This window comes from Pseudomonas sp. NUPR-001, assembly GCF_052147955.1.
Classification (GTDB): Bacteria; Pseudomonadota; Gammaproteobacteria; order Pseudomonadales; family Pseudomonadaceae; genus Aquipseudomonas.
On the sequence record NZ_CP197353.1, the window covers coordinates 5,485,160 to 5,507,336 of the forward strand.

Below are 22,177 nucleotides of genomic sequence, written 5' to 3' on the forward strand. Positions count from 1 at the left end.
TCTATTTGAATTCCAAGGCCAGAGCGGCACACCAGGCTTCGCCACGTGCCCCCTGCGGCGACAGGTTCAGCGAACGACCGCTCGCCTGGGGGCTTATGGTAATGGTCAGGTCGGGCTTTGGCAAAACACCTGCCCCCTTTTGGGGCCACTCGAACAGGCACAAGGCGTCATCTTCGAAGTAATCGCGAATACCGAGAAACTCCAGCTCTTCAGGATCGACCAAGCGGTAGAGGTCGAAGTGGAAGGCGCGGATGTCGCCGATTTCATAGGGCTCAACCACAGTAAAGGTAGGGCTTTTGACCGCCCCCTTGTGCCCCAGACCACGGATAATGCCCCGCGACAGGGTGGTTTTGCCCGCCCCCAGGTCGCCTTCCAGAAAAATCACGCCGTGACCTTTTGTCACTTCGGCGATACGGGTCCCGAAGCGGACCATGGCCTCTTCATCGGCCAAAAACAGGGTTACACCTGACACGCTGAATGCTCCTCCAATAAATGACGAATGGCCGGAACCAGATCACTGGCCGCCAAGCCCCGACCCTGCGCGCCTAGACGCTCTCCGGCACAGGCATGCAACCAGACCCCCAGGCATGCGGCGTCCCACGCCGACAGGCCTTGCGCCAGAAGCGCCCCAAGCACGCCGCTGAGCACATCACCCAGCCCTGCTCCCGCCATGGCGGGGTGACCGCGATCACACAAACGCAGTTGCCCGCTCGGGTCGGCCACCAGGGTGCCCGCGCCTTTGAGCACACATATGACCGCGTATTTGCGTGCCAGTTTGCGCGCCGCCCCGGCACGATCGGCCTGCACTGCTTCGGTAGACATGCCCAGCAAGCGTGCAGCTTCGCCTGGATGCGGGGTCATGATCGAGCCCGAAGCGATCGGCAGCGGCTCCCGTGCCAGCAGGTTCAAGGCATCAGCGTCCCACACCTGTGGAGCCGCAGCGTTGACCACTGCCGACAATAAGCTGCGGCCCCAGGCGGCCTGGCCAAGACCAGGCCCTACCACCAGCACCGATGCCCGCTCAAGTGGCGTCATCAACTGATTGGCCGAATGCACGCCCAGGCACATCACCTCGGGCAATCGAGCCAGCGCCGCAGGCACGTGCTCGCTGCGGGTGGCCAGCGAAACCAGCCCGGCGCCACAGCGTAACGCCGCTTCGGCACTGAGCATGACCGCCCCGCCAGTGCCACGATCACCGCCGACCACCAGCACATGGCCAAAGTCACCTTTCTGCGCTGCCCACGGGCGTGGCGCAAGTGCAGTCAATGCGCGACTGCTAAGGGTTTGTGGCTGGTTTGCCGAGTGTTTGGTCTGAGGCATGGGTCAAAGGCTCCGATGTCTGGCAGAATTATACGCACCTGAGTCTGCGTTGCCTTATTTCCCATGTCCGCTTCTATCCCCGATCTTCCTGTACTGGCCCAATCGATCAAGGATTGGGGCAAAGAGCTCGGCTTTGCCCATGTCGGCATTGCCGGGGTGGATCTGGCCGAGCACGAACAACACCTGGAACGCTGGCTGCAAGCCGGCTACCACGGTGAAATGGACTACATGGGGGCCCACGGCAGCAAGCGCTCACACCCCGACCAACTGGTACCGGGCACGCTGCGCGTGGTGTCGTTGCGCATGGACTACTTGCCAGGCGACACGCGCATGGCCCAGCAACTGGCCCAGCCGGAAAAAGCCTACATCTCCCGTTATGCCCTGGGACGCGATTACCACAAGCTGGTGCGCAAGCGCGTCCAGCACCTGGCCGAGCGCATTCAGAAAGAAATTGGCCCGTTCGGCTTTCGCGCCTTCGTCGACAGCGCCCCGGTGCTGGAAAAGGCCATCGCCGAACAGGCCGGCCTTGGCTGGATCGGCAAAAACACCCTACTGCTCAACCGCAAGGCTGGCAGCTACTTCTTCCTCGCCGAGCTGTTCGTCGACTTGCCGCTGCCGGTCGACCCGCCCCAGACCAGCGAACACTGTGGCCGTTGCAGCGCCTGCCTGGACATCTGCCCCACCCAAGCCTTTGTCGGGCCCTATGTGCTGGACGCCAGACGCTGCATTTCCTACCTGACCATCGAATTGAAAAGCGCCATTCCCGAAGAGTTGCGCGCCCTGATCGGCAACCGGGTATTCGGCTGCGATGACTGTCAGATCGTCTGCCCGTGGAACCGCTTTGCCCGGCCCACCGCCGAGAACGACTTCAAGCCCCGGCACAACCTCGACAGTGCCGACCTGGCGGAACTGTTCATGTGGGACGAACAGACGTTTCTCGACAGCACCGAAGGCTCACCGCTGCGCCGTGCCGGTTATGAGCGCTGGTTGCGCAACCTGGCGGTAGGGCTGGGGAATGCGCCGTCGACCATTCAAGTGCTGGAGGCACTCAAAGCACGCCTGGACTATCCGTCGGAGTTGGTGCGAGAGCATGTGCAGTGGGCATTGGCGCAGCATTCATCGCGGGGCAAGCCCGCCCCCACACACCCTACCGGTGGGAGCGGGCTTGCCCCGCGATGATGCTCAATGCTCGTCGTTGTAATGAAACTTCGGCATTTCCCAATGGAAGCGAATGGCCAACAGGCGCAGCAGGAAACCACCAAACAAGGTCAGTAAAATCGCCTGTTCACTGGGCACATTGAAGTGCACGCAGCCCAGGTAAAACCAGGCTGCAGCAAAGGATACGCTGGCGTATAGCTCGCGCCGGAAGATCAGCGGAATATCGTTACAGAATATATCGCGAAGAATCCCGCCAAATACCCCAGTGATTACCCCACTGATCGAGGCCACCAACATACCCTGGCCCATTTCCAGCGCAGTCATGCAACCGATCAAGGTAAACGCCACCAGGCCCAGCGCATCGAGCACCAGGAACAACGAACGCAAGTGACGCATCAAGGGTGCGATGAAAATGGTCATCAGCGCGGCGAAGCTGGTCAGCACCAGGTATTCAGGGTGTTTCACCCAAGTCAGCGGGTAATGCCCAAGCAACACGTCGCGCACCGAGCCGCCGCCCAATGCGGTAATGCAGGCGATCAACACCACGCCAAACCAATCCATGCCGCGACGCCCGGCAGACAGCGCGCCAGTCATGGCTTCAGCGGTGATAGCAATGAGGTAGAGCATCAACAACATGGTGCGGATCCGTGCAAGGGGGCGCGCAGTCTAACCAGTTGCCTCAAGCACCAAAAGGGGGCGCCGCACGGATTGTCTGTACAAGCGTGCGGCGACACGATCAGAACTTGATGAAGTGCTCACGGTAGTGGCGAAGTTCATTGATCGATTCGCGGATGTCATCCAGCGCCAGGTGAGTACCACCCTTCTTGAAGCTGTCACGCACTTCAGGTGCCCAGCGCGCTGCCAGCTCTTTGAGGGTCGAGACATCCAGGTTGCGGTAGTGGAAGTAGTTTTCCAGGCCACGCATGTGACGGTAGAGGAAGCGTCGATCCTGGCAGATGCTGTTGCCGCAGATCGGCGACTTACCCTTAGGCACCCACTGTTCGAGGAAGGCGATGGTCTGGGCCTCGGCCTCGGCCATGCTGACCTTGCTGTCCTTGACCCGCTGCGTCAGGCCGGAAGCACCGTGGGTACGGGTGTTCCACTCGTCCATGCGCGCCAGCACTTCATCGCTATGGTGAATGGCTATCACCGGGCCTTCGGCCAGGGTGTTGAGGTCGCTGTCGGTAACAATAGTGGCCATTTCGATGATGACATCGTGGTCCGGATCCAGACCGGTCATTTCCAGGTCGATCCAGATCAGGTTCTGTGGGTTCTGCATGATTCTGCTCCTCGGTAGGTGCGCAGTTTAGCCTAGTGGAGCGTGCTAAACTCCTCGCCGTTTAATAATGCATGTCTCACACGGAACCTTCATGGCCAAACGCCAGCTCAATCGCCGCCAGAACTGGCGGATCGAAAAAATCCAGGGTGAACGCGCTGCCCGCGCCGCCAAACGCGAACAACAGACCCTGAAGGAGCTCGAAGGCGGCGACCTGGGCCCCGAGCAACTGGGCTTGGTCATTGCCCACTTTGGCGTGCAGGTCGAAGTCGAGGCACAGGACGGTGATGACGCCGGCCAAGTATTCCGCTGCCACTTGCGCGCCAACCTGCCAGCACTGGTCACCGGTGACCGTGTGGTCTGGCGTGCCGGCAACCAGGGCATCGGCGTTATCGTTGCGCAGATGCCGCGTAACACCGAACTGTGCCGCCCCGACAGCCGTGGCCAGCTCAAGCCGGTTGCCGCCAACGTCGACCTGATCGTGATCGTCTTCGCTCCGGCGCCAGAACCTCACGCCAATCTGATCGACCGCTATCTGGTGGCCGCTGAGCATGCTGGTATTCGCCCCCTGTTGCTGCTCAACAAAGCCGACCTGATCAACGAACAGAACGCCCCGGCGCTCAATGCGTTGCTGGCGGTGTACCGGCAACTGGGCTATCCCGTGCTGGAGGTTTCAGCCCACCACGGTGATGGCATGCAGCAGCTGCAAGCGCAGCTGGACGGCCATATCAGCGTCTTCGTCGGGCAATCGGGGGTCGGCAAATCGTCGCTGGTCAACAGCCTGCTGCCCGATGTGCAGACCCGCGTTGGCGACCTCTCGGAGTGGTCCGGCCAGGGCACGCACACCACCACCACTGCACGCCTGTACCACTTCCCCGGCGGCGGTGAGCTGATCGACTCTCCAGGTATTCGTGAGTTCGGTCTTGTCCACGTCAGTCGCGCCGACGTCGAAGCAGGCTTTATCGAATTCAGCGACTTGCTCGGCACCTGCCGCTTCCGCGACTGCAAGCACGACCGCGAACCTGGCTGCGCTCTGCTCAAGGCCTTGGAAGACGGGCGCATCCAGCAGCAGCGCATGAACAGCTACCGCTCGATCCTTGCCAGCTTGCCGCAAGACAGCTACTGATCGCCTGGGTGAGGCTTACCGCGAGCCTCACCCTGCGGCTCTGTAGGACAAGCTTGTGGGAAAAGTTACCCAGCAAAGCAGGACCCTTCCTTAAATATCGTGGTCCCTTGCTGTCATAGCGGCTTTCATTGATTGTCACCTTTCAGGTTCGCCACCACGAAGCGAATCATCGCCATACCCTGCGTATGAAAGGACTCAACAATGACAATTCGATCCTTGCTCATCCACTGCCCTGCCTGCACACCCGGAGGGCTTGCCTGATGCCTGTCGTTATCAGCTATCGCCACCCACAACGCCTTGATGCCTACGTGATCAGCGAACGTCTGAAACTTGAAGGCATTGCCACCCACCTGGACCTGTTCGACGGCGACGCCGGGCAGACGGCCGACGATATCAGCGGCGTGCTGTGCAGCAACATTCGCAGCTGTACCCACCTGATCACCGTGCTTTCTCAGGACAACGCCGAAACCTGGTGGGTGCCTTTTCAGCTCGGTGCTGCCACCCTCAGCAATCGCCGCATCTCGCTGTATCACTGCGCAGAGAGCCCCTTGCCGGACTACCTCGACAAGTGGCCGGTCATGAGTGTGAGGGCGCACCTGGACCTGTTCGTTCTTGCTTACCACGACGAGCAGACCTTCAACCGCGCCATTGCCCGAGACGAGAGCGACGCCGACGCCTTGAACCGCCTGAACGCCGGTTTCTTCCATGCCGACCTGAAGGCCAAGATCCGCCGTGGATTTTGAGCCACCCCAGATAACACAACGCCCGTGGGCATCGCTGCACACGGGCGTTGTGTTCTGAGCGCAGGATTACTCCTTGCTCTCGTCCATCTTCAATACGCCATCCTCGAAGATATTCAGCTTCTGACGCAACTCACGGGGCTGCATCGGTTCGGCCTCGGGTGCCGCTGGAGCCGGAGCAGCAGGCGCGGGTGCATTGGCACCTGGCGCTGCACCTTCCGGCGCCGCAGGCTGAGGCTGCTCACCTTCAATGGTGCGCTGGGCCTTTTTGGTCAGGACAATAATGTCGATACGGCGGTTGACCGGATTGAACGGGTTGGCCCGGTCAAACAGTGATGACGAGGCATAACCCACCACCCGCGCCACCTGATCGTCCGGATAACCTCCCGCTACCAGGGCGCGGCGTGCCGCGTTGGCACGGTTGGCCGACAACTCCCAGTTACCGAAATCACCAGTACCGGCGTATGGCTTGGCATCGGTATGGCCGCTGATGCTGATCTTGTTCGGCACCGCCTTGATGGTATCGGCCATGGCCAGCAAGATATCTTCGAAGTAAGGCTGCAAGCGGGCGCTGCCCAGATCGAACATTGGCCGGTTTTCCGCATCCATGATCTGGATGCGCAAGCCATCCTGGGTGATTTCGAAGAGGATCTGATCCTTGAACTTCTGCAGTTGCGGGTTCTCTTCGACCTTGTTCTGCAACTCTTGCAAAAGCAACTCAAGGCGCTCGCGCTCAACTTGCTCAGCCATGCTCTCAACCTTGTCCTGATCCAGCTGAATGCTGGTATCGGGTGTCGGTTCAGACTTCACTTCCGGGTTGATGGTTTTTTCCGGAGCGAGCTGCGGCGAGCCGCCCAGGTCAATAATGTAGGGCGTGCCGCTTTCAGAAAAACCGATCGGGTCTTTGAAGTAGCCGGCGATAGCGATCTTCTGTTCCGGCGTGGCCGTGGACATCAGCCAGAGCACCAGGAAGAACGCCATCATCGCCGTGGCGAAGTCGGCGAAGGCGATTTTCCAGGCACCACCGTGGTGGCCGTCGCCAAAGCGCTTGACGCGCTTGACGATAATGGGCTGATTGTTCTCCATGACTTAGCGACCGCGAACCGCTTGTTCCAGCTCGGCGAAGCTCGGACGGTGGCCTGGGTACAGCACCTTGCGCCCGAATTCCACGGCCAGCGACGGTGGCATGCCGGAAGCCGAGGCCACCAGCGAAGCCTTGATGGCTTCGTAAACGTTGAGCTCTTCCTTGGCGTCCTGACGCAGGCAGGTAGCCAGCGGGCCGAAGAAGCCATAGGCCGCCAGAATACCGAAGAAGGTACCTACCAGCGCCGCACCCACGTGCAGGCCGATGGACTTCTGGTCGCCGTCACCCAGCGAGGCCATGGTCACCACGATACCCAGTACCGCCGCGACAATACCGAAACCTGGCATACCGTCAGCGATGCCTGTCACCGCATGGGAGGGGTGCTCAAGCTCTTCCTTCATGCTCAGCAGCTCCATGTCGAACAGGCCTTCAAGCTCATGCGGAGCCATGTTGCCGGTGGACATGATGCGCAGGTAATCGCAAATGAACGCGGTCATGCGCTCATCGCCCAGCACTGCAGGGTATTTGGCAAAAATCGGACTGGCAGCGGCGTCTTCGATATCGGCTTCGATCGCCATCATGCCTTCACGCCGGCTTTTGTTGAGGATCTCGTAAACCAACCCGAGCACCTCGATATAGAAGGTGTGGGTAAAGCGCGTACCAAACATTTTCAGCGACTTTTTGATTACATGCATGGTCATGTAACCAGGGTTCGCCTGCAAAAACGCACCAAAGGCCGCACCACCGATAATCAGCACCTCAAAAGGCTGGATCAGTGCAGCAATTTTGCCGTGGGACAGAACATATCCGCCGAGCACACTCGCGAATACGACGATGATGCCGATAATTTTAGCCATAGATTGAAAGCACTTACTGTCGTGGTCAGGGTCGTGGGCGGAAGTTAATAAAACTCTTCTTCTACTTATCGGCAGATCTGCGCCAGACTATAGTCAGTCAAGGCGAAAAGCCAGTTCGGCCCCCTCAGCATGCCAATTGAAACCATCGTGCCAGATCAAACACCAAAAACACTCGATGCCTGGGTCAAACTTCTCGATAGCGTACGACTGCCTGTTCCCCAGGCCAGTTACGAGCGCGTCAACGCCGCCATTGCCGACAGCCGCCGCTCACTGCGTGATATCGCGGAGATAATGCAGAGCAGCCCAAGCCTGGTGCTCAGCGTGATGCGCGAGGCCAACCATCACACCAACTCCAGTATTGGCGAGCCGGCCGAAAGCCTTGAAATAGCCCTGAACCGTCTGGGCCTGGCGCGCACAGCAGCGCTGCTGGAACGTTTGCCTGCGCTCCCAGAAGCCGACATTTCACCAGCCCTGCGCCAGTTGCAACTGGTCAGTCAGCACGCCAGCCAGCAAGCCAATGGCCTGTTCGCCAGCCGTCTGGCGCGACTCTGGCAGGAAATCCACTGGGGCAGCCTGTTGTTTCTGTCACCACTGTGGCCTTTGGCCCTGACTTACCCCAAGCACATTGAGGCGTGGGAACTGCGGGTGGTACACAAAGGTGAGTCGGCACAACAGGTAGAACTGGAGTTGTTTGGCGTACGGGTGCTGAGCTTGTGCAAGGCACTGGCCGAACACTGGCGCCTGCCGGATTGGGTCACTCGCGGCTACCACCTGCTGCAGGATGAACAACGCTTTCTGGCCCAGGCGCTGCACATCGCTCGCGAACAAAACAGCCTGCGCCAGCAACAACACCTGGACGAACACCCGCACCTGCGCCGCTGGTTCAATCAACCGGCCAACACCGTACTGCTGGCCAACGGCCTGGCGCTGGCGGCGCAAGTGGGCTGGACCAGCCCTCACGTTCGGCGCTGGCAACTATTGATCAGTCTGTATCTGCAGGTTGGCGTAGACGATGTTCAACAATTAACGCACCAGCAAGCGGCAAGCAGCGCTCGCCAGCATGCATGCAAGGATCTGTTTCACCCGGCCGAAGCGTTGCTCTGGCCCTGGCAACAACGCCGCCGTCACCCTGGGCAGATCGCACCGCCACCGCCCTCGGCCCAGGCGTTGGGCACCTGGCGCAAGCTCTGTGCCGAACTGCTGACTGAGCCCAGCCCCTTCAGCAACGCCATCCACCTGGCCACCCTGGCGCGTGATGCCCTGGTAGCCTGCGGCATGCAGCGGGTCGTACTGCTGATGACCGATAAATCACTGACGCAGTTGCGGGTGCAACAACTGGCTGGCGTACCGACAGAGGCGTCGAGCCTGGTGTTAGCCATCGAGCACAGCAAACTGCTCCAGCGCTTGATGAGCAGTGCCGCGCAGTTACGCCTGACACCCGAAAACCATGCGCAATTTTCCGCCCTGCTGCCGCCGCAGCTTCGCGCGCTGTTTCGCAGCGAGCACGTCTTGCTGCGCTCACTGTCGAGCAATGGTCGGGTGGTGATGCTGGTCATTGCCGATCAAGACGCCAAGCCGCTGACCGACATCAGCGTGCAGGCCTTCGGCAAAACCGCGCAATGTATCGAACGAGCCTTGACCGCCTTCAGCAACCGCAGCGCCTGACCCATGCGCTACAATCGCCACCCCTGCTCTACTCTGGAGACTCTGGATGACTGACTTTTCTGGCTTGCCCCTGGTAATCGAGCCGGCTGACCTGCAAGCCCGGCTGGATGTACCCGAGTTGATCCTGGTAGACCTGACCAGTGCCAATCGCTATGGCAGCGGTCATGTTCCAGGGGCACGCTTCGTTGACCCCAAGCGCACGCAATTGGGCCAACCACCGGCACCGGGCCTGCTTCCGGCCAAGGCCGATCTGGAAAAACTGTTCGCCGAACTCGGCCACAACGCCAACGCGGTGTATGTGGTGTACGACGACGAAGGTGGCGGCTGGGCCGGGCGCTTTATCTGGCTGCTGGATGTCATCGGCCACACGCGCTACCACTACCTCAACGGTGGCGCACAAGCGTGGCCGGCCAGCACCCTGAGCACCGACGTACCGGCGCCTGCCAACGCTACGGTCCAGCTGACCCTGCACGAAGAACCCACGGCCACCCGTGAATACCTGCAAAGCCGCCTCGGCGCTGCCGACCTGGCGATCTGGGACGCCCGCAGCCCGGCGGAATACCGCGGCGACAAAGTGCTGGCGGCCAAAGGCGGGCACATCCCCGGCGCGGTCAACTTCGAGTGGACTGCCGGCATGGACATGAACGACGCCCTGCGCATTCGTAAAGACATGCCACAGATTCTCGAGAATCTGGGCATCAGCAAAGACAAGGAAGTGGTCACCCACTGCCAGACTCACCACCGCTCCGGCTTTACCTACCTGGTGGCCAAGCATCTGGGCTACCCTCGGGTCAAAGCCTATGCCGGATCCTGGGGCGAATGGGGCAACCACCCCGATACCCCTGTAGAAGTTTAAGGAAACCTAATGAAATCCCGTTTGTTCATCATCAGTCAGTACCTGCTGCCTCACCACTTGCTGTCACGTCTGGCCGGCTGCGTTGCCGAATGCCGCGTGCGCTGGTTCAAGAATGCCTTCACCAGCTGGTTCGCTAAGCGCTTCCAAGTTGATATGTCCCAGGCCCTGGTTGAAGACCTGACCGCCTACGAGCACTTCAACGCCTTCTTCACCCGCGCGTTGAAGCCGGGCGCACGCCCGCTCGACGAGACCCCGGGCGCCATCGTCTGCCCGGCCGACGGTGCGGTCAGCCAACTGGGTGCGATCGAACACGGTCGCATCTTCCAGGCCAAAGGTCATAGCTTCAGCGCCCTTGAGCTGCTGGGCGGCGATCCGGCCAATGCGGCACCGTTCATGGGCGGCGAGTTTGCCACCATCTACCTGTCACCCAAGGACTACCACCGCGTGCACATGCCGCTGGCCGGTACCTTGCGTGAAATGATCTACGTGCCGGGTCGGCTGTTCTCGGTCAACAAGACCACCGCCGAAAACGTACCGGAGCTGTTCGCCCGCAACGAGCGTGTGGTGTGCCTGTTCGATACCGAGCGCGGGCCAATGGCCGTGGTGCTGGTTGGTGCAATGATCGTGGCCTCGATCGAAACCGTCTGGGCCGGCCTGGTGACGCCACCTAAGCGTGAACTGAAGACCTTCCGCTACGACGAAGCCAGCCGCGCGCCGATCCACCTGGAAAAAGGTGCGGAACTGGGCCGCTTCAAGCTGGGTTCGACGGCTGTCGTACTGTTTGGACCGGAGCAGGTCAAATGGGCTGAAGAGCTCGGTGCCGGCTCGGTGGTGAGCATGGGCCAACGCCTGGCGTTGCCAGCCCAGGCTTGATGCTGCTGTAGGTGGGAGCAACTGGCTTGCTCCCACCATAAGCCCCTTTAGCTGCGGCCGTCGCGATCGCGGAAGCCCAGCAGGTACAGCACGCCGTCCAGGCCCAAGGTCGAAATCGCCTGTTTGGCCGATTGTTTGACCAACGGCTTGGCACGGAACGCTACACCCAGACCGGCGATTGCCAGCATCGGCAAGTCGTTGGCGCCGTCACCCACGGCAATGGTCTGCTCCATCTGCAAACCTTCCTTGCGCGCCAGCTCAGCCAGCAGATCGGCCTTGCGCTGCGCATCAACGATTGGCTCTACCGCGACACCGGTAACCTTGCCATCAACCACTTCCAGCTCGTTGGCAAACACGTAGTCGATGCCCAGTTTGGCTTGCAACTGCTTGGCGAAGTAGGTGAAGCCGCCCGACAAAATCGCGGTTTTGTAGCCCAAGCGCTTGAGCTCGGCGAACAGCGTTTCGGCACCTTCGGTCAGGCGCAGCGAAGCACCAATTTCGTCGAGCACATTGACGTCCAGACCCTTGAGCAACGCCAGACGCTCCTTGAAGCTGGCACGAAAATCCAGCTCGCCACGCATGGCCCGCTCGGTAATTTCCGAAACTTGCTCACCAACCCCGGCTGCTTTGGCCAGTTCGTCGATCACTTCCGCTTCGATCAGCGTCGAGTCCATGTCGAACACCGCCAGACGACGGTTGCGACGGAACAGCGAGTCTTGCTGGAAGGCGATATCAACGTTCAGCTCTTGCGCCACACTGAGGAACTCAGCACGCAGCGCCTGCGGATCAGCCGGTTCACCACGGACCGAGAACTCGATGCAGCCTTTGCCCTGCTCAACCGGGGTATCCAGCGCCACACGGCCGGAAAGACGATCGATGTGATCGATGTTCAGCCCGTACTGGGCCGTGATGGAGCTGACCCGTTGCAGTTGCTCGGCAGTCACTTTGCGCGTGAGCAAGGTAACGATGTGACGCGCCTTGCCCTGGCCCTCGACCCAGCTTTGGTAGTCTGCTTCGGACACCGGCGTGAAACGGACCTGTTGGTCGAGTTCGTAGCCCGCAAACAGAATATTCTTCAGTACCGATGAAGCCTTTTCGGTATCCGGGATTTCCACCAGGATGCCAAAGGACAGCGTGTCATGAATCACCGCCTGACCGATGTCGAGGATGTTCACACCACCCTGGGCCAGAACGCCAGTGATGGCCGCAGTAAGACCCGGACGGTCTTCACCAGTGATGTTAATCAGAACGATTTCGCGCAAAACGGGCTCCGACTCGTGGAAAAAAACCACATTCTACCGACTTTCGGTGACCATCGGGCGCAGCCGATACTTTGCCGGTCCTTGAGCGCTCGCTATACTGCGCAGCAACTTCTCCGACATAAAGAGCCGCGCTCTGTGAACCGGCCCACGCCCGTTAAGACCGACAACTTCTTCCTGCTGATTTTCCGTGCCCTGCGCCACCGTCGTGTGCCGCTAGCGCTGCGCATCGCCTGCCATAACGTGCTGCTGGTTGCACTGGCACTGGTGATTTACGCCTGCGTGATGGGTTTGCAGTTCAAGCAGGCCATGCATGATCAGGCCGACGCCCTGGGCCAGAGCCTGACCACGCAAACCGCAACCTCGGCAACCGAGCTGCTGGTGTCCAACGACATCCTCAGCCTCAACGTGCTGCTGGGCAACCTGGTGAAGAACCCGCTGGTGGCCCATGCTGCCATCTACAGCGTCGATAACCGGATTCTTGCCGAGGCCGGCCAGCGCCCGAAGAACGGCCTGCTGGGTGAGGCTGAAGGCCTGTACCAGACCAACATCACCTTCCAGGACGTGACCGCCGGCAAGCTGCGCATCAGCCTGGACATGACCGAGTTCCAGCAGCCACTGACCATCAGCTTGCAGAGCATGGGCATCCTCGCCGGCATCCTGCTGGCGTTGGCCTTGGCCATGAGCTTGCGCCTCGGGCGCTTCATCTCGACGCCGCTGCTGCAATTGCGCGTCTGGCTGCGTGACATCAACGAGTACACCCCGGCAACTGATCGTCAGGATGAAATCGGTGACCTGGCGCGTCAGCTGCATACCCGCTTTGCCCCACCGCCCCGGGAAGTCGAGCCAGAGCCCGAAGAACTGGACGAAGACGAGCCCGAATTCGAAGTGCGCAACCTGCGTGATCCGAGCTTCGACGAAGCGCCTGCGGTGGCCAAAATCAGCAAACCTGTCACCGCCGACGATGAAAGTGATGACGCGTTTGCCGACCTGATCGATGTCGAAGACGACAGTGCGCCACGCCCTGTGGCCCTGCCGGTCAAGCGCGAACCCCAGGCCAGCGCTGTACTGGCCGTGCAACTGGGCTCCCAGGAGCAACTGCGCCGCCTGCCTCGTGCACGCCTGACCGAGCTGCTGGAACGCTACCGTGACTGCCTCGACCAAGCGGCATCACTGTACGAAAGCGAAGTGCACACCCTCAACGACGGCAGCACCCTGCTGTTGTTCCACAGCCAGGACAGCGGCGAGGATTACCTCACCAATGCCATCTGCTGTGGCGAACTGTTGCGGGCGCTGGGGCATGCCCTGCAAATCGAAGTGGCCGACAGCGGTATCACCTTGCAACTTCAACTAGGCCTGGCGCTGGGTGAAGACTTGCAGGGTCTGAGTCAGATCGATCTGCTGCTGACCGAGAAGGCCCAGGACGCCCTGGCCCTGTCGCAGCACAGCCGCAACCTGTTGCTGGTTGAGCGCAAGATCAGTGACGACGCTCTGATCCGCCAACGCGCCCGTATTCGCCCGATTGCCAGCCCTGAAGGCGCGAGCTGCGTTGAACGCCTGATGGAACCTTACCCGTCGATGCTGGAGCGCCAGCTGGCGCGCATGCACGAGCGCCGGGTCAAGACCTGATCAACCGCTGCAGGAGCGGGCTTGCTGTGGGAGCGGGCTTGCCCCGCGATAGCGATCTGCCAGTCACATCGTATCGCGGGGCAAGCCCGCTCCTACACCGGCCACAAAAAAGCCCGCATCGTTGCGGGCTTTTTGTTTAGAAGCGGAACACTTCCAGATCGGTACGAATCGGTGTTGCCAATGGAATCTTCGGCTTCTCCGGTTCTTTACGTACTTGCACCGGCGCCGCCTTTCTCGGTGTTTCTTCAACCAACGGTGGCTGGTTGGCGAGGGGCTTGAGGGCAACACTCAGCTGTTCAGCAAGCTTTTGCAGCAATTGACCCTGGGCCTGAACCTGGGCTGCGGCGCTGCCTTCGTGCTGCTGCTCAAGGTGAACGATACGGTTGTCCCGCACCTGGCCACGACGATCGAGCAAACGCCATTGCGCGTCGAGAATCGCCGGCTGGTTGGCACCAGAGTCCAGGCGGGTGATCGACAACAGTACCTGCACATCCGGCGTGAAACCGGTATTGCCCGGTGCCAGCACTACGCGCTGGCTGTCCAGGCGCCAGGCCAACTGACGGACCAGCAATTGATCGATATCTGCCGAAAGGCTGCCCGCCCAACGACCATCGGTCGCTGCAGTCAGGCTGCCATCAGGCTGGCGCTGCAACAGGGTTTCGCGCTGCAAGTAGTCAGCCACCGAGACCGGGCCGAGCACAACGGCCATGCCCGCGCTTTGCTTGGGTTGGCCAGGCTCACCGCTGTCAAGCTGGTACAGGGAAACCGGCTGATGCATGCTGCAACCGGCCAGACCCAGCACGCCGCACAGCAAAACCAACGGAAGACGCAGAAATTTCATCATCCCATCCAGGCGGCCGCCACAAGGCACACCGCAATGATACTCATGTAGATTCAGTCGGATACACAGCTACGCCGGTATCGCAAGGGGCCTATCATCCGCGAAATAACGGTGCGACTCCAGTGTTTAAACCCCGAACAGGCAGGAAAATACCTATTCGGGGCTTCTAACTCGGGTTATCCGAGGTTTTCGACCAACAACGCATCAACACGCTGGAAGCCACGCGGGAGTTTGTTGCCGCGGCGGCCACGCTCACCCTTGTAATGCTCCAGGTCGTCGGCCTTCAGTGATAGCGTACGCTTACCGGCCTGCAACACAAGCGTCGCGCCATCGGCAATCACCGCCAGGTCCGTGACGTATTCCTCACGGCTGGCAACTCGGTCACCAGGGATGCCGATGATCTTGTTGCCCTTGCCTTTGCCCAGTTGCGGCAAGTCGCTGACCTTGAAGATCAACAAGCGACCTTCGGTGGTCACGGCGGCCAACCAGTTCTGCTCACGGTCAGCGACCGCGCGCGGAGCCATGACCTTGGCGCCGTTGGGCAGGCTGAGCAAGGCTTTGCCGGCCTTGTTCTTGGCCTGCAGGTCTTCGCCCTTGACCACAAAGCCGTAGCCCGCATCGGAGGCGATCACGTACAGGGCATCATCTTCAGGCAGCAGCACACACTCGAACGTCGCGCCCGGTGGCGGGGTCAGGCGCCCGGTCAGCGGTTCACCCTGGCCACGGGCCGAAGGCAAGGTGTGAGCGGCAACCGAATAACTGCGCCCGCTAGAGTCGATAAACACGGCAAACTGATTGGAGCGCCCGGCCGCAGCGGTCTTGAAGCCATCACCGGCCTTGTACGAAAGCCCGGTGGCGTCGATGTCATGACCCTTGGCGCAACGCACCCAGCCTTTTTCCGAGAGCACCACGGTTACCGGCTCGGTCGGCATCAATTCGTTTTCCGAAAGCGCCTTGGCTTCCGCGCGCTCGATGATCGGCGAACGGCGGTTATCACCGTAGGTCTCGGCATCTTTGATCAGCTCGGCACGCACCAGCTTGCGCAGCTTGGTTTCGCTACCCAGCAAGGCGATCAGTTTGGCTTGTTCCTTGGCCAGCTCATCCTGCTCGTTGCGGATCTTCATCTCTTCCAGCCGCGCCAACTGGCGCAGGCGGGTTTCAAGGATGTAGTCGGCCTGGGTTTCGGTGAGGTCGAAACGGGCAATCAACGCCGCTTTTGGCTGGTCTTCGGTGCGGATGATGTGGATCACTTCATCCAGGTTGAGGAACGCAACCAGCAAACCTTCGAGCAAGTGCAGGCGGCGCTCAACCTTGTCGAGGCGGAATTTCAGGCGGCGGCGCACGGTTTGTACGCGGAATTCCAGCCATTCGACCAGCAGCGCCCGCAGGTTCTTCAACTGCGGGCGGCCATCCAGGCCAATGATGTTGACGTTGACCCGGTAACTGGACTCAAGGTCAGTGGTGGCAAACAGATGCTGCATCAGCTCATCGAGATCAACCCGGTTAGAGCGCGCGATGATCACGATACGGCATGGGTTCTCGTGATCCGACTCGTCGCGCAGGTCGGCGACCATCGGCAGCTTCTTGGCCTGCATCTGCGCGGCGATCTGCTCCAGCACTTTCGCCCCGGACACCTGATGCGGCAACGCGGTAACCACGATGTCGCCATCTTCAATGCGGTAGACCGCACGCATACGCACCGAACCACGACCACTTTCGTAGATTTTCAGCAGTTCGGAACGCGGCGTGATGATCTCGGCTTCGGTCGGGTAGTCAGGCCCCTGGATATGCTCACACAGCTGCTCGACCGTGGCCTTGGGCTCATCGAGCAGGCGCACACAGGCGCTGGCCACTTCCCGCAGGTTGTGCGGCGGCACATCAGTCGCCATGCCCACGGCAATACCGGTGGTACCGTTGAGCAGGATGTTCGGTAAACGCGCCGGCAACACCGCTGGCTCATCGAGGGTACCGTCGAAGTTCGGCACCCAATCGGCCGTGCCCTGGCCCAGTTCGCTGAGCAGCACTTCGGAATAACGCGACAGGCGTGCTTCGGTATAACGCATGGCCGCGAACGACTTCGGATCGTCCGGAGCACCCCAGTTACCTTGACCATCGACCAGGGTGTAGCGGTAGCTGAATGGCTGGGCCATCAGCACCATGGCTTCATAACAGGCCGAGTCGCCATGGGGGTGGAACTTACCGAGTACGTCACCGACGGTACGCGCCGACTTCTTGTGCTTGGAATCGGCGTCCAGACCCAGTTCGCTCATGGCGTAGACGATGCGTCGCTGCACCGGCTTCAGGCCGTCGCCGATGTGTGGCAGGGCGCGGTCCATGATCACGTACATGGAGTAGTTGAGGTAGGCCTGTTCGGTGAAGTCAGCCAGTGACCGGCGCTCTACGCCATCGAGGCTGAGATCAAGGGAGTCGCTCATGCGGGCCTCATCATTTCAGGTTCTGGCGCAGCAGCAAGGTGCCGCTGCGCTGGGTAAATTCGAGTTGTTTCAGGGCGCTCATGCCCAATAGCACCTGCTCGCCATCGAGCCCCGGTACCACCAGGGCACGCACTTCGCGCAGCAGGATATCGCCCAGTTGCAGGGTGTCCAGACGCGTGCGGTAGCCCTGGGTGCGGCCATTGGCGGTGCTCAGCATCACCGGGGCACCGCGCTGCAGATCAAGCTTGGCGGCCAGACGCTCGGGGATGGCGACATCGGTTGCGCCGGTATCGAGCAGAAAATGTACCGGCTGACCGTTGATCTGACCATCGGCGACAAAGTGGCCCTGACCGTTACCGGCCAGTTGCACTTCGATAAAGCCTTCACCGTGCTGCGAGCGAACCTCGGCATTGGGATTGGCCTGACGCTGCTCCCAGTCGCCGAAAAACCGCGTGGCCAGGAACAGACCGGCCGCCCAGGCGAGCACCAGCAGTACCCTGCCCGCACGCTTGCCCGGTGGCTGACTCACGACTTGCTGCTCCAGCCGCCAGGCGGCGCGGCAAAGCGCCAGACAATCGGTCGCGACTCGCCATCATTGCGGGTTGCGCCGTTGTTGTCCAAACCGATCCAGGCGCCTTCGGCATCAATCACCAACGCTTCGGCCAGGCCAAACGGCTGGGCGTACAGGCGCGACTCGGCCAAGCCACCTTCAGCGTAAGACCAGCAGCGTTCGACCTTGCCGTTCGCGGCGTCACGCCGGCAGATACGATGGGCGTTACGCTCCAAGGTAAACAACTTATTCTTGAACAGCGCCAAGTCAGCAAAGTCGCGGGGCAACGCGCGTGGCTCGAGCATCTGCGGCGGTTGCATTTCAACCCCGGCTTCGCTGAGCAACACGCAGCCATCCCCGCAGTTCCACACCGTTTGCTGGCGATTGATCAGCAGCAGGCCGCGTCGTTCACGCTCCGCTGCCAACCAGATGCGGTCTCCGCTTGGGCTCACTGCCAGCCCTTCGAACAACGCGTTGAAGTGCAGCAGCATGCCACTGGCCCGCGCCTGACGGACCATGCTCGGGTCGATTTTCAGCCAGTTCGGCTCACCCTCAACCGGCACCTGCAACACCGCAGCATGGGCTTCGCTGACCAGATAGCGATTGCCGGCATCGTCACAACTGATGCCTTCGAAATCCAGATCACCGCCGCGCACCTGGCCAGCCGCCCAGGTCCGGGAGCGAATGCCCCAGGGCAAGCCGCTTTCCGGTACCGTAGGCGCTGCCAGGTGGACGGACTGCGCCTGCCACACGGGCGTTTTGGTATCGAGCCGGTAAATCAGGTCGTCATCGCGGTCGGAGACGGTCCACAGCTCGCCCTTGCACAGGGCCAGGCCCGACAGATTGCCACCGCGCATGCCCTCGACCGGGTGCTCGGCGACAAACTTCAGCTCCGGCCAAGGGGCGGCTTGCGCTGACAAGGCAAAGACACCCAGCACCGCTGCCAGTAGTGAACGAATCAAGCCAGAACCTCAGCCAGGTTGCCTTTGGATTCCAGCCAGTTCTTGCGATCGCCAGCCCGTTTCTTGGCCAGCAGCATGTCCATGATTTCGCGGGTGCCGTCCAGATCGTCCAGGGTCAATTGGACCAGGCGGCGGGTGTTCGGATCCATGGTGGTTTCACGCAGCTGCGGCGGGTTCATTTCACCCAGGCCTTTAAAGCGTGTGACCTGTGGTTTGCCGCGTTTTTTCTCGGCTACCAGGCGATCGAGAATGCCATCGCGCTCGGCTTCATCCAGGGCGTAGTAGATTTCCTTGCCCAGGTCGATGCGGTACAGCGGTGGCATGGCGACATACACGTGGCCGGCTTCGACCAACGGGCGGAAATGCTGGACAAACAGGGCACAGAGCAAGGTAGCAATGTGCAGACCGTCGGAGTCGGCGTCAGCGAGAATGCAGATTTTGCCGTAGCGCAGCTGGCTCATGTCGGCCGCACCGGGATCGACGCCGATGGCCACGGCAATGTTGTGCACTTCCTGGCTGGCGAGGACTTCGCCGCCATCCACTTCCCAGGTGTTGAGAATCTTGCCGCGCAGCGGCAGGATGGCCTGGAACTCCTTGTCGCGTGCCTGCTTGGCCGAACCACCTGCCGAGTCACCCTCAACCAGGAACAATTCGGCGCGCATTGGGTCTTGCCCGGCGCAGTCGGCCAGCTTGCCAGGCAGGGCTGGCCCTTGGGTGACGCGCTTGCGCTCGACCTTTTTGCTCGCCTTCAAGCGCCGCCCGGCATTGCTGATGGCCAGTTCGGCCAGCTGCATGCCCAGTTCAGGGTGCGCGTTGAGCCACAGGCTGAACGCATCCTTGACCACGCCGGAAACAAACGCCGCAGCTTCGCGCGACGACAGGCGCTCTTTTGTCTGCCCGGAGAATTGCGGCTCCTGCATTTTCATCGACAGCACAAAGGTGATGCGCTCCCAGACGTCTTCCGGCGCCAGCTTGACCCCGCGAGGCAGCAGGTTGCGGAACTCGCAGAACTCGCGCATGGCATCGAGCAGGCCCTGGCGCAGGCCGTTGACGTGGGTACCGCCCTGAGCTGTAGGAATCAGGTTGACGTAGCTTTCCTGCACGCTGTCGCCGCCTTCCGGCAGCCACAACAGCGCCCAGTCAACCGCTTCCTTGTTGCCTGCCAGGCTGCCGCAGAACGGTTCGTCCGGCAGGCGCTGAAATTCGCTGACCGAATCGACCAGGTACGAGCGCAGGCCGTCTTCGTAGTGCCATTCGACCTTTTCGCCGCTGGCTTTGTCTTCGAAGCTGACCAGCAGCCCCGGGCACAGTACCGCCTTGGCCTTGAGCACATGCTTGAGGCGGCTGATGGAGAATTTCGGTGAATCGAAATACTTGGGGTCCGGGGCGAAGTACACGCTGGTCCCGGTGTTGCGCTTGCCGACCGTGCCGACCACTTCCAGCTCGCTGGCCTTGTAGCCGTCGGCGAAGGTCATCTGGTACTCGGTACCGTCGCGCTTGACCTTGACCCGCACCTGGCTGGACAAGGCGTTGACCACCGAGATACCCACCCCGTGCAGACCACCGGAGAACTGGTAGTTCTTGTTGGAGAACTTGCCACCAGCGTGCAGCTTGGTGAGGATCAGCTCAACCCCGGAAACGCCCTCTTCCGGGTGAATATCCACAGGCATGCCGCGGCCGTCATCGCTGACTTCCAGGGAATGGTCGGCATGGAGAATGACCTGCACCGATTTGGCATGCCCGGCCAGGGCTTCGTCGACACTGTTGTCGATCACTTCCTGGGCCAGGTGGTTGGGCCGGCTGGTGTCGGTGTACATGCCCGGGCGTTTGCGCACCGGATCAAGGCCCGAGAGGACTTCGATGGCGTCTGCGTTATAGGCACTAGCGCTGGGAATGGCCATGGGGTCTCGTCGTCAGTCGTAGGTGAATATAAGTCATCAAAATACAGAAAAATCGAGCGTTTGATACTGCTGGGGAGCAATACCGGCGAAGCTCAGTAGCGCTGGCAGACGCTCGGCGAAGCCCTGAAAGCTGTGATCGCCTCCGGCCTGGATGCGCAGTGCGCAGGTCCGGTAGAACTGCTCGGCCTCGCGGTAGTCGAGGGTCTCGTCGGCTGTTTGCAGCCAGACCTGGTAGCGCTCGCCATCGGTGGGCGGTGCAACCTCGAGCTCGGCCAGGGCCTGCACGTGATCCAGGGTCAGCTCCCAGGACTCACCGGTGTAGTGGTTCTGCTGAGTGCCCAGGTAGCCGTCAAAGCGGCGGTGCGGATTGACCGCCGGGTTGACCAGCAGCGCCTTGAGCCCATGGCGCTCAGCCAGATGGGTCGCATAGTAGCCGCCGAGGGAGCTGCCGACCAGTAATGGCGATTCAAGCTCGGCCAGCGCGGCTTCCAGCTGCGCCATGGCGTGGCGCGGGTGATGATGCAATGCTGGCACGCGCAGGCGCTCGCCCAGGCCGATCTGCTGCATCACCGCGACCAGCTGGCAGGCTTTCTTGGATGAGGGCGCGCTGTTGAACCCGTGAATATAGAGAATCGAACCCGTCATGCCGCCCCCAATGCGCCTGAGTTGCCTGGCGATACCAGGCAGGAAAGCGCGCATTTTAGCCTGTTCGACGGCAGATGCAGCAGTTTCACCCATTCAGCAACACTTAATAACCGTCGCCTTCGTAATCGATGGTGAAGGCGAAGTCGGTGACACGGGAAACGCCAGTGTCGATCGAGCCGTCCGCGTGCAGACGCAGCCAGCGATAGCCAGGGGCCTGTTCGCCCACCTTGAAGTCTTCGCTACCCGGCTCGAACTGAATACAAGTAGAGGGCGAGGCCAGCAAGCGCACGCCGTCGCGCCACTGGTCCCATTCCTGATGAATGTGCCCCCATAGCAATGCCCGCACTTGTGGATAACCTTTCAACAGGGCAAACAAGGCGTCGGCGTTGCGCAGGCCGATCGGCGCCATCCAGGCGCAATCGATGGGTACCGGCTGGTGGTGGAAGCAAATCAGGTGGTGACGCTCAGGTGCGGCCTGCAACGACTGTTCGAGTAGTGCCAACTGGCCCTGGTCGAGCACACCGGGTACCGCTCCCGGCACTGCCGAGTTGAGCATGAGGATGCGCCAGTTGCCGATGTCCAGCAGCGGGCTGAGCAAATCGCTGCCCTGCGCCACCCGCTCCATCGGCAGCGGCTCGTCATGGTTACCGGCAAGCCAGCGCGCGGGTGCCCCGAGGCGTGCGGTCAGCTCACGAAAACAGCGATAGGAGGCTTCGCTGCCATCTTGCGACAGGTCGCCAGTGGCCAGCAGCAGGTCAATCTGCGGCTGCTCTTCGAGGACTTTATCGATCACCCGCTGCAGGCTGTCGCGGGTGTTCATGCCCAACAATGTGCCGTGCGCTTCGGCAAATAGATGGCTGTCGGTCAGTTGCACCAGGTGCACAGGGGCGCCACTGGACGGGATAGAGGGTTGCGGCAAGGGCCGACTCCTTGGACGGATTCAGCGCAATTATGGCGGCAAGCGCCGGTTGAGCAAATACTCGAAATCGACCGGCGTCAC

At 61.1% G+C, this 22,177-nt stretch carries 21 protein-coding genes; 7 read left to right on the forward strand and 14 right to left on the reverse strand.

From position 1 onward, the window contains the following. Position 1 precedes the first annotated feature (1 nt). Positions 2-472, reverse strand: coding sequence for a tRNA (adenosine(37)-N6)-threonylcarbamoyltransferase complex ATPase subunit type 1 TsaE (gene tsaE, locus ACP6KB_RS25210; RefSeq protein WP_442110208.1), 471 nt, complete (start codon positions 470-472; stop codon positions 2-4). Further along, positions 460-1,320: an NAD(P)H-hydrate dehydratase gene (locus ACP6KB_RS25215; protein WP_442110210.1), complete on the reverse strand. Its 861-nt coding sequence runs from the start codon at positions 1,318-1,320 to the stop codon at positions 460-462. Before ACP6KB_RS25215 ends, tsaE begins: the two co-directional genes overlap by 13 nt. A gap of 63 nt (positions 1,321-1,383) precedes the next feature. Between ACP6KB_RS25215 and queG the strand changes: the two genes are divergently transcribed. Further along, positions 1,384-2,499 carry a tRNA epoxyqueuosine(34) reductase QueG gene (gene queG / locus ACP6KB_RS25220; RefSeq protein ID WP_442110212.1) on the forward strand — a complete coding sequence of 372 codons (1,116 nt, stop codon included), beginning with the start codon at positions 1,384-1,386 and terminating at the stop codon, positions 2,497-2,499. 3 nt (positions 2,500-2,502) lie between these two features. Here queG and ACP6KB_RS25225 read toward each other — a convergent pair whose 3' ends face one another. After that, entirely contained in the window at positions 2,503-3,114 is a 612-nt protein-coding gene (locus ACP6KB_RS25225) for a trimeric intracellular cation channel family protein (protein ID WP_442110214.1), read from the reverse strand. A gap of 100 nt (positions 3,115-3,214) precedes the next feature. After that, a complete protein-coding gene (orn, locus tag ACP6KB_RS25230) occupies positions 3,215-3,757 on the reverse strand; it encodes an oligoribonuclease (RefSeq protein ID WP_038615221.1) in 543 nt (180 codons plus the stop codon). 91 nt (positions 3,758-3,848) lie between these two features. Here orn and rsgA point away from each other — a divergent pair, with 91 nt between their 5' ends. Beyond that, positions 3,849-4,880 carry a small ribosomal subunit biogenesis GTPase RsgA gene (gene rsgA / locus ACP6KB_RS25235; protein ID WP_442110216.1) on the forward strand — a complete coding sequence of 344 codons (1,032 nt, stop codon included), beginning with the start codon at positions 3,849-3,851 and terminating at the stop codon, positions 4,878-4,880. 260 nt (positions 4,881-5,140) lie between these two features. Further along, positions 5,141-5,623, forward strand: coding sequence for a molecular chaperone Tir (locus tag ACP6KB_RS25240; protein ID WP_442110218.1), 483 nt, complete (start codon positions 5,141-5,143; stop codon positions 5,621-5,623). Between the two features lie 66 nt (positions 5,624-5,689). Here the strand turns inward: ACP6KB_RS25240 and motB are convergent, their stop codons facing one another. Next, complete coding sequence (gene motB / locus ACP6KB_RS25245) at positions 5,690-6,706, reverse strand: flagellar motor protein MotB (RefSeq protein ID WP_442110220.1); 1,017 nt, start codon at positions 6,704-6,706, stop codon at positions 5,690-5,692. A 3-nt stretch (positions 6,707-6,709) separates the two neighbouring features. Continuing rightward, a complete protein-coding gene (gene motA, locus ACP6KB_RS25250) occupies positions 6,710-7,561 on the reverse strand; it encodes a flagellar motor stator protein MotA (protein WP_442110222.1) in 852 nt (283 codons plus the stop codon). 129 nt (positions 7,562-7,690) lie between these two features. On the opposite strand from motA, the gene ACP6KB_RS25255 reads away from it, so the two are divergent. The 3 genes from ACP6KB_RS25255 to asd are packed head-to-tail and all read left to right on the forward strand — an operon-like array spanning position 7,691 to position 10,955. After that, a complete protein-coding gene (locus ACP6KB_RS25255; protein WP_442110224.1) occupies positions 7,691-9,226 on the forward strand; it encodes an HDOD domain-containing protein in 1,536 nt (511 codons plus the stop codon). A gap of 46 nt (positions 9,227-9,272) precedes the next feature. Further along, positions 9,273-10,082, forward strand: a complete 810-nt coding sequence (locus tag ACP6KB_RS25260; RefSeq protein ID WP_442110226.1) for a rhodanese-like domain-containing protein — start codon at positions 9,273-9,275, stop codon at positions 10,080-10,082. A gap of 9 nt (positions 10,083-10,091) precedes the next feature. Next, positions 10,092-10,955, forward strand: a complete 864-nt coding sequence (gene asd / locus ACP6KB_RS25265; RefSeq protein ID WP_133211524.1) for an archaetidylserine decarboxylase — start codon at positions 10,092-10,094, stop codon at positions 10,953-10,955. Between the two features lie 47 nt (positions 10,956-11,002). Here asd and serB read toward each other — a convergent pair whose 3' ends face one another. Next, positions 11,003-12,217: a phosphoserine phosphatase SerB gene (gene serB, locus ACP6KB_RS25270; RefSeq protein ID WP_442110228.1), complete on the reverse strand. Its 1,215-nt coding sequence runs from the start codon at positions 12,215-12,217 to the stop codon at positions 11,003-11,005. A 135-nt stretch (positions 12,218-12,352) separates the two neighbouring features. On the opposite strand from serB, the gene ACP6KB_RS25275 reads away from it, so the two are divergent. Then, on the forward strand, positions 12,353-13,843 hold the full coding sequence (locus ACP6KB_RS25275; protein WP_442110230.1) for a histidine kinase: 1,491 nt from the start codon (positions 12,353-12,355) through the stop codon (positions 13,841-13,843). Positions 13,844-13,979: 136 nt separating this feature from the next. Here the strand turns inward: ACP6KB_RS25275 and ACP6KB_RS25280 are convergent, their stop codons facing one another. The 7 genes from ACP6KB_RS25280 to cpdA form a co-directional block, all read right to left on the reverse strand. Further along, a complete protein-coding gene (locus ACP6KB_RS25280; RefSeq protein ID WP_442110232.1) occupies positions 13,980-14,684 on the reverse strand; it encodes a PqiC family protein in 705 nt (234 codons plus the stop codon). 176 nt (positions 14,685-14,860) lie between these two features. After that, on the reverse strand, positions 14,861-17,119 hold the full coding sequence (gene parC, locus ACP6KB_RS25285; protein ID WP_442110234.1) for a DNA topoisomerase IV subunit A: 2,259 nt from the start codon (positions 17,117-17,119) through the stop codon (positions 14,861-14,863). Positions 17,120-17,129: 10 nt separating this feature from the next. Then, positions 17,130-17,648, reverse strand: coding sequence for a retropepsin-like aspartic protease family protein (locus tag ACP6KB_RS25290; RefSeq protein ID WP_442110236.1), 519 nt, complete (start codon positions 17,646-17,648; stop codon positions 17,130-17,132). Continuing rightward, entirely contained in the window at positions 17,645-18,631 is a 987-nt protein-coding gene (locus tag ACP6KB_RS25295) for an esterase-like activity of phytase family protein (protein ID WP_442110238.1), read from the reverse strand. The genes ACP6KB_RS25290 and ACP6KB_RS25295 overlap by 4 nt, the downstream gene beginning before the upstream one ends. Further along, positions 18,628-20,532: a DNA topoisomerase IV subunit B gene (gene parE / locus ACP6KB_RS25300; RefSeq protein WP_442110240.1), complete on the reverse strand. Its 1,905-nt coding sequence runs from the start codon at positions 20,530-20,532 to the stop codon at positions 18,628-18,630. Before parE ends, ACP6KB_RS25295 begins: the two co-directional genes overlap by 4 nt. A 36-nt stretch (positions 20,533-20,568) precedes the next feature. After that, positions 20,569-21,177, reverse strand: coding sequence for a YqiA/YcfP family alpha/beta fold hydrolase (locus ACP6KB_RS25305; protein WP_442110242.1), 609 nt, complete (start codon positions 21,175-21,177; stop codon positions 20,569-20,571). A 103-nt stretch (positions 21,178-21,280) separates the two neighbouring features. Further along, positions 21,281-22,096 (reverse strand): 3',5'-cyclic-AMP phosphodiesterase, encoded by an 816-nt coding sequence (cpdA, locus tag ACP6KB_RS25310; RefSeq protein ID WP_442110244.1) that lies wholly within the window; start codon positions 22,094-22,096, stop codon positions 21,281-21,283. Positions 22,097-22,177 lie beyond the last annotated feature (81 nt).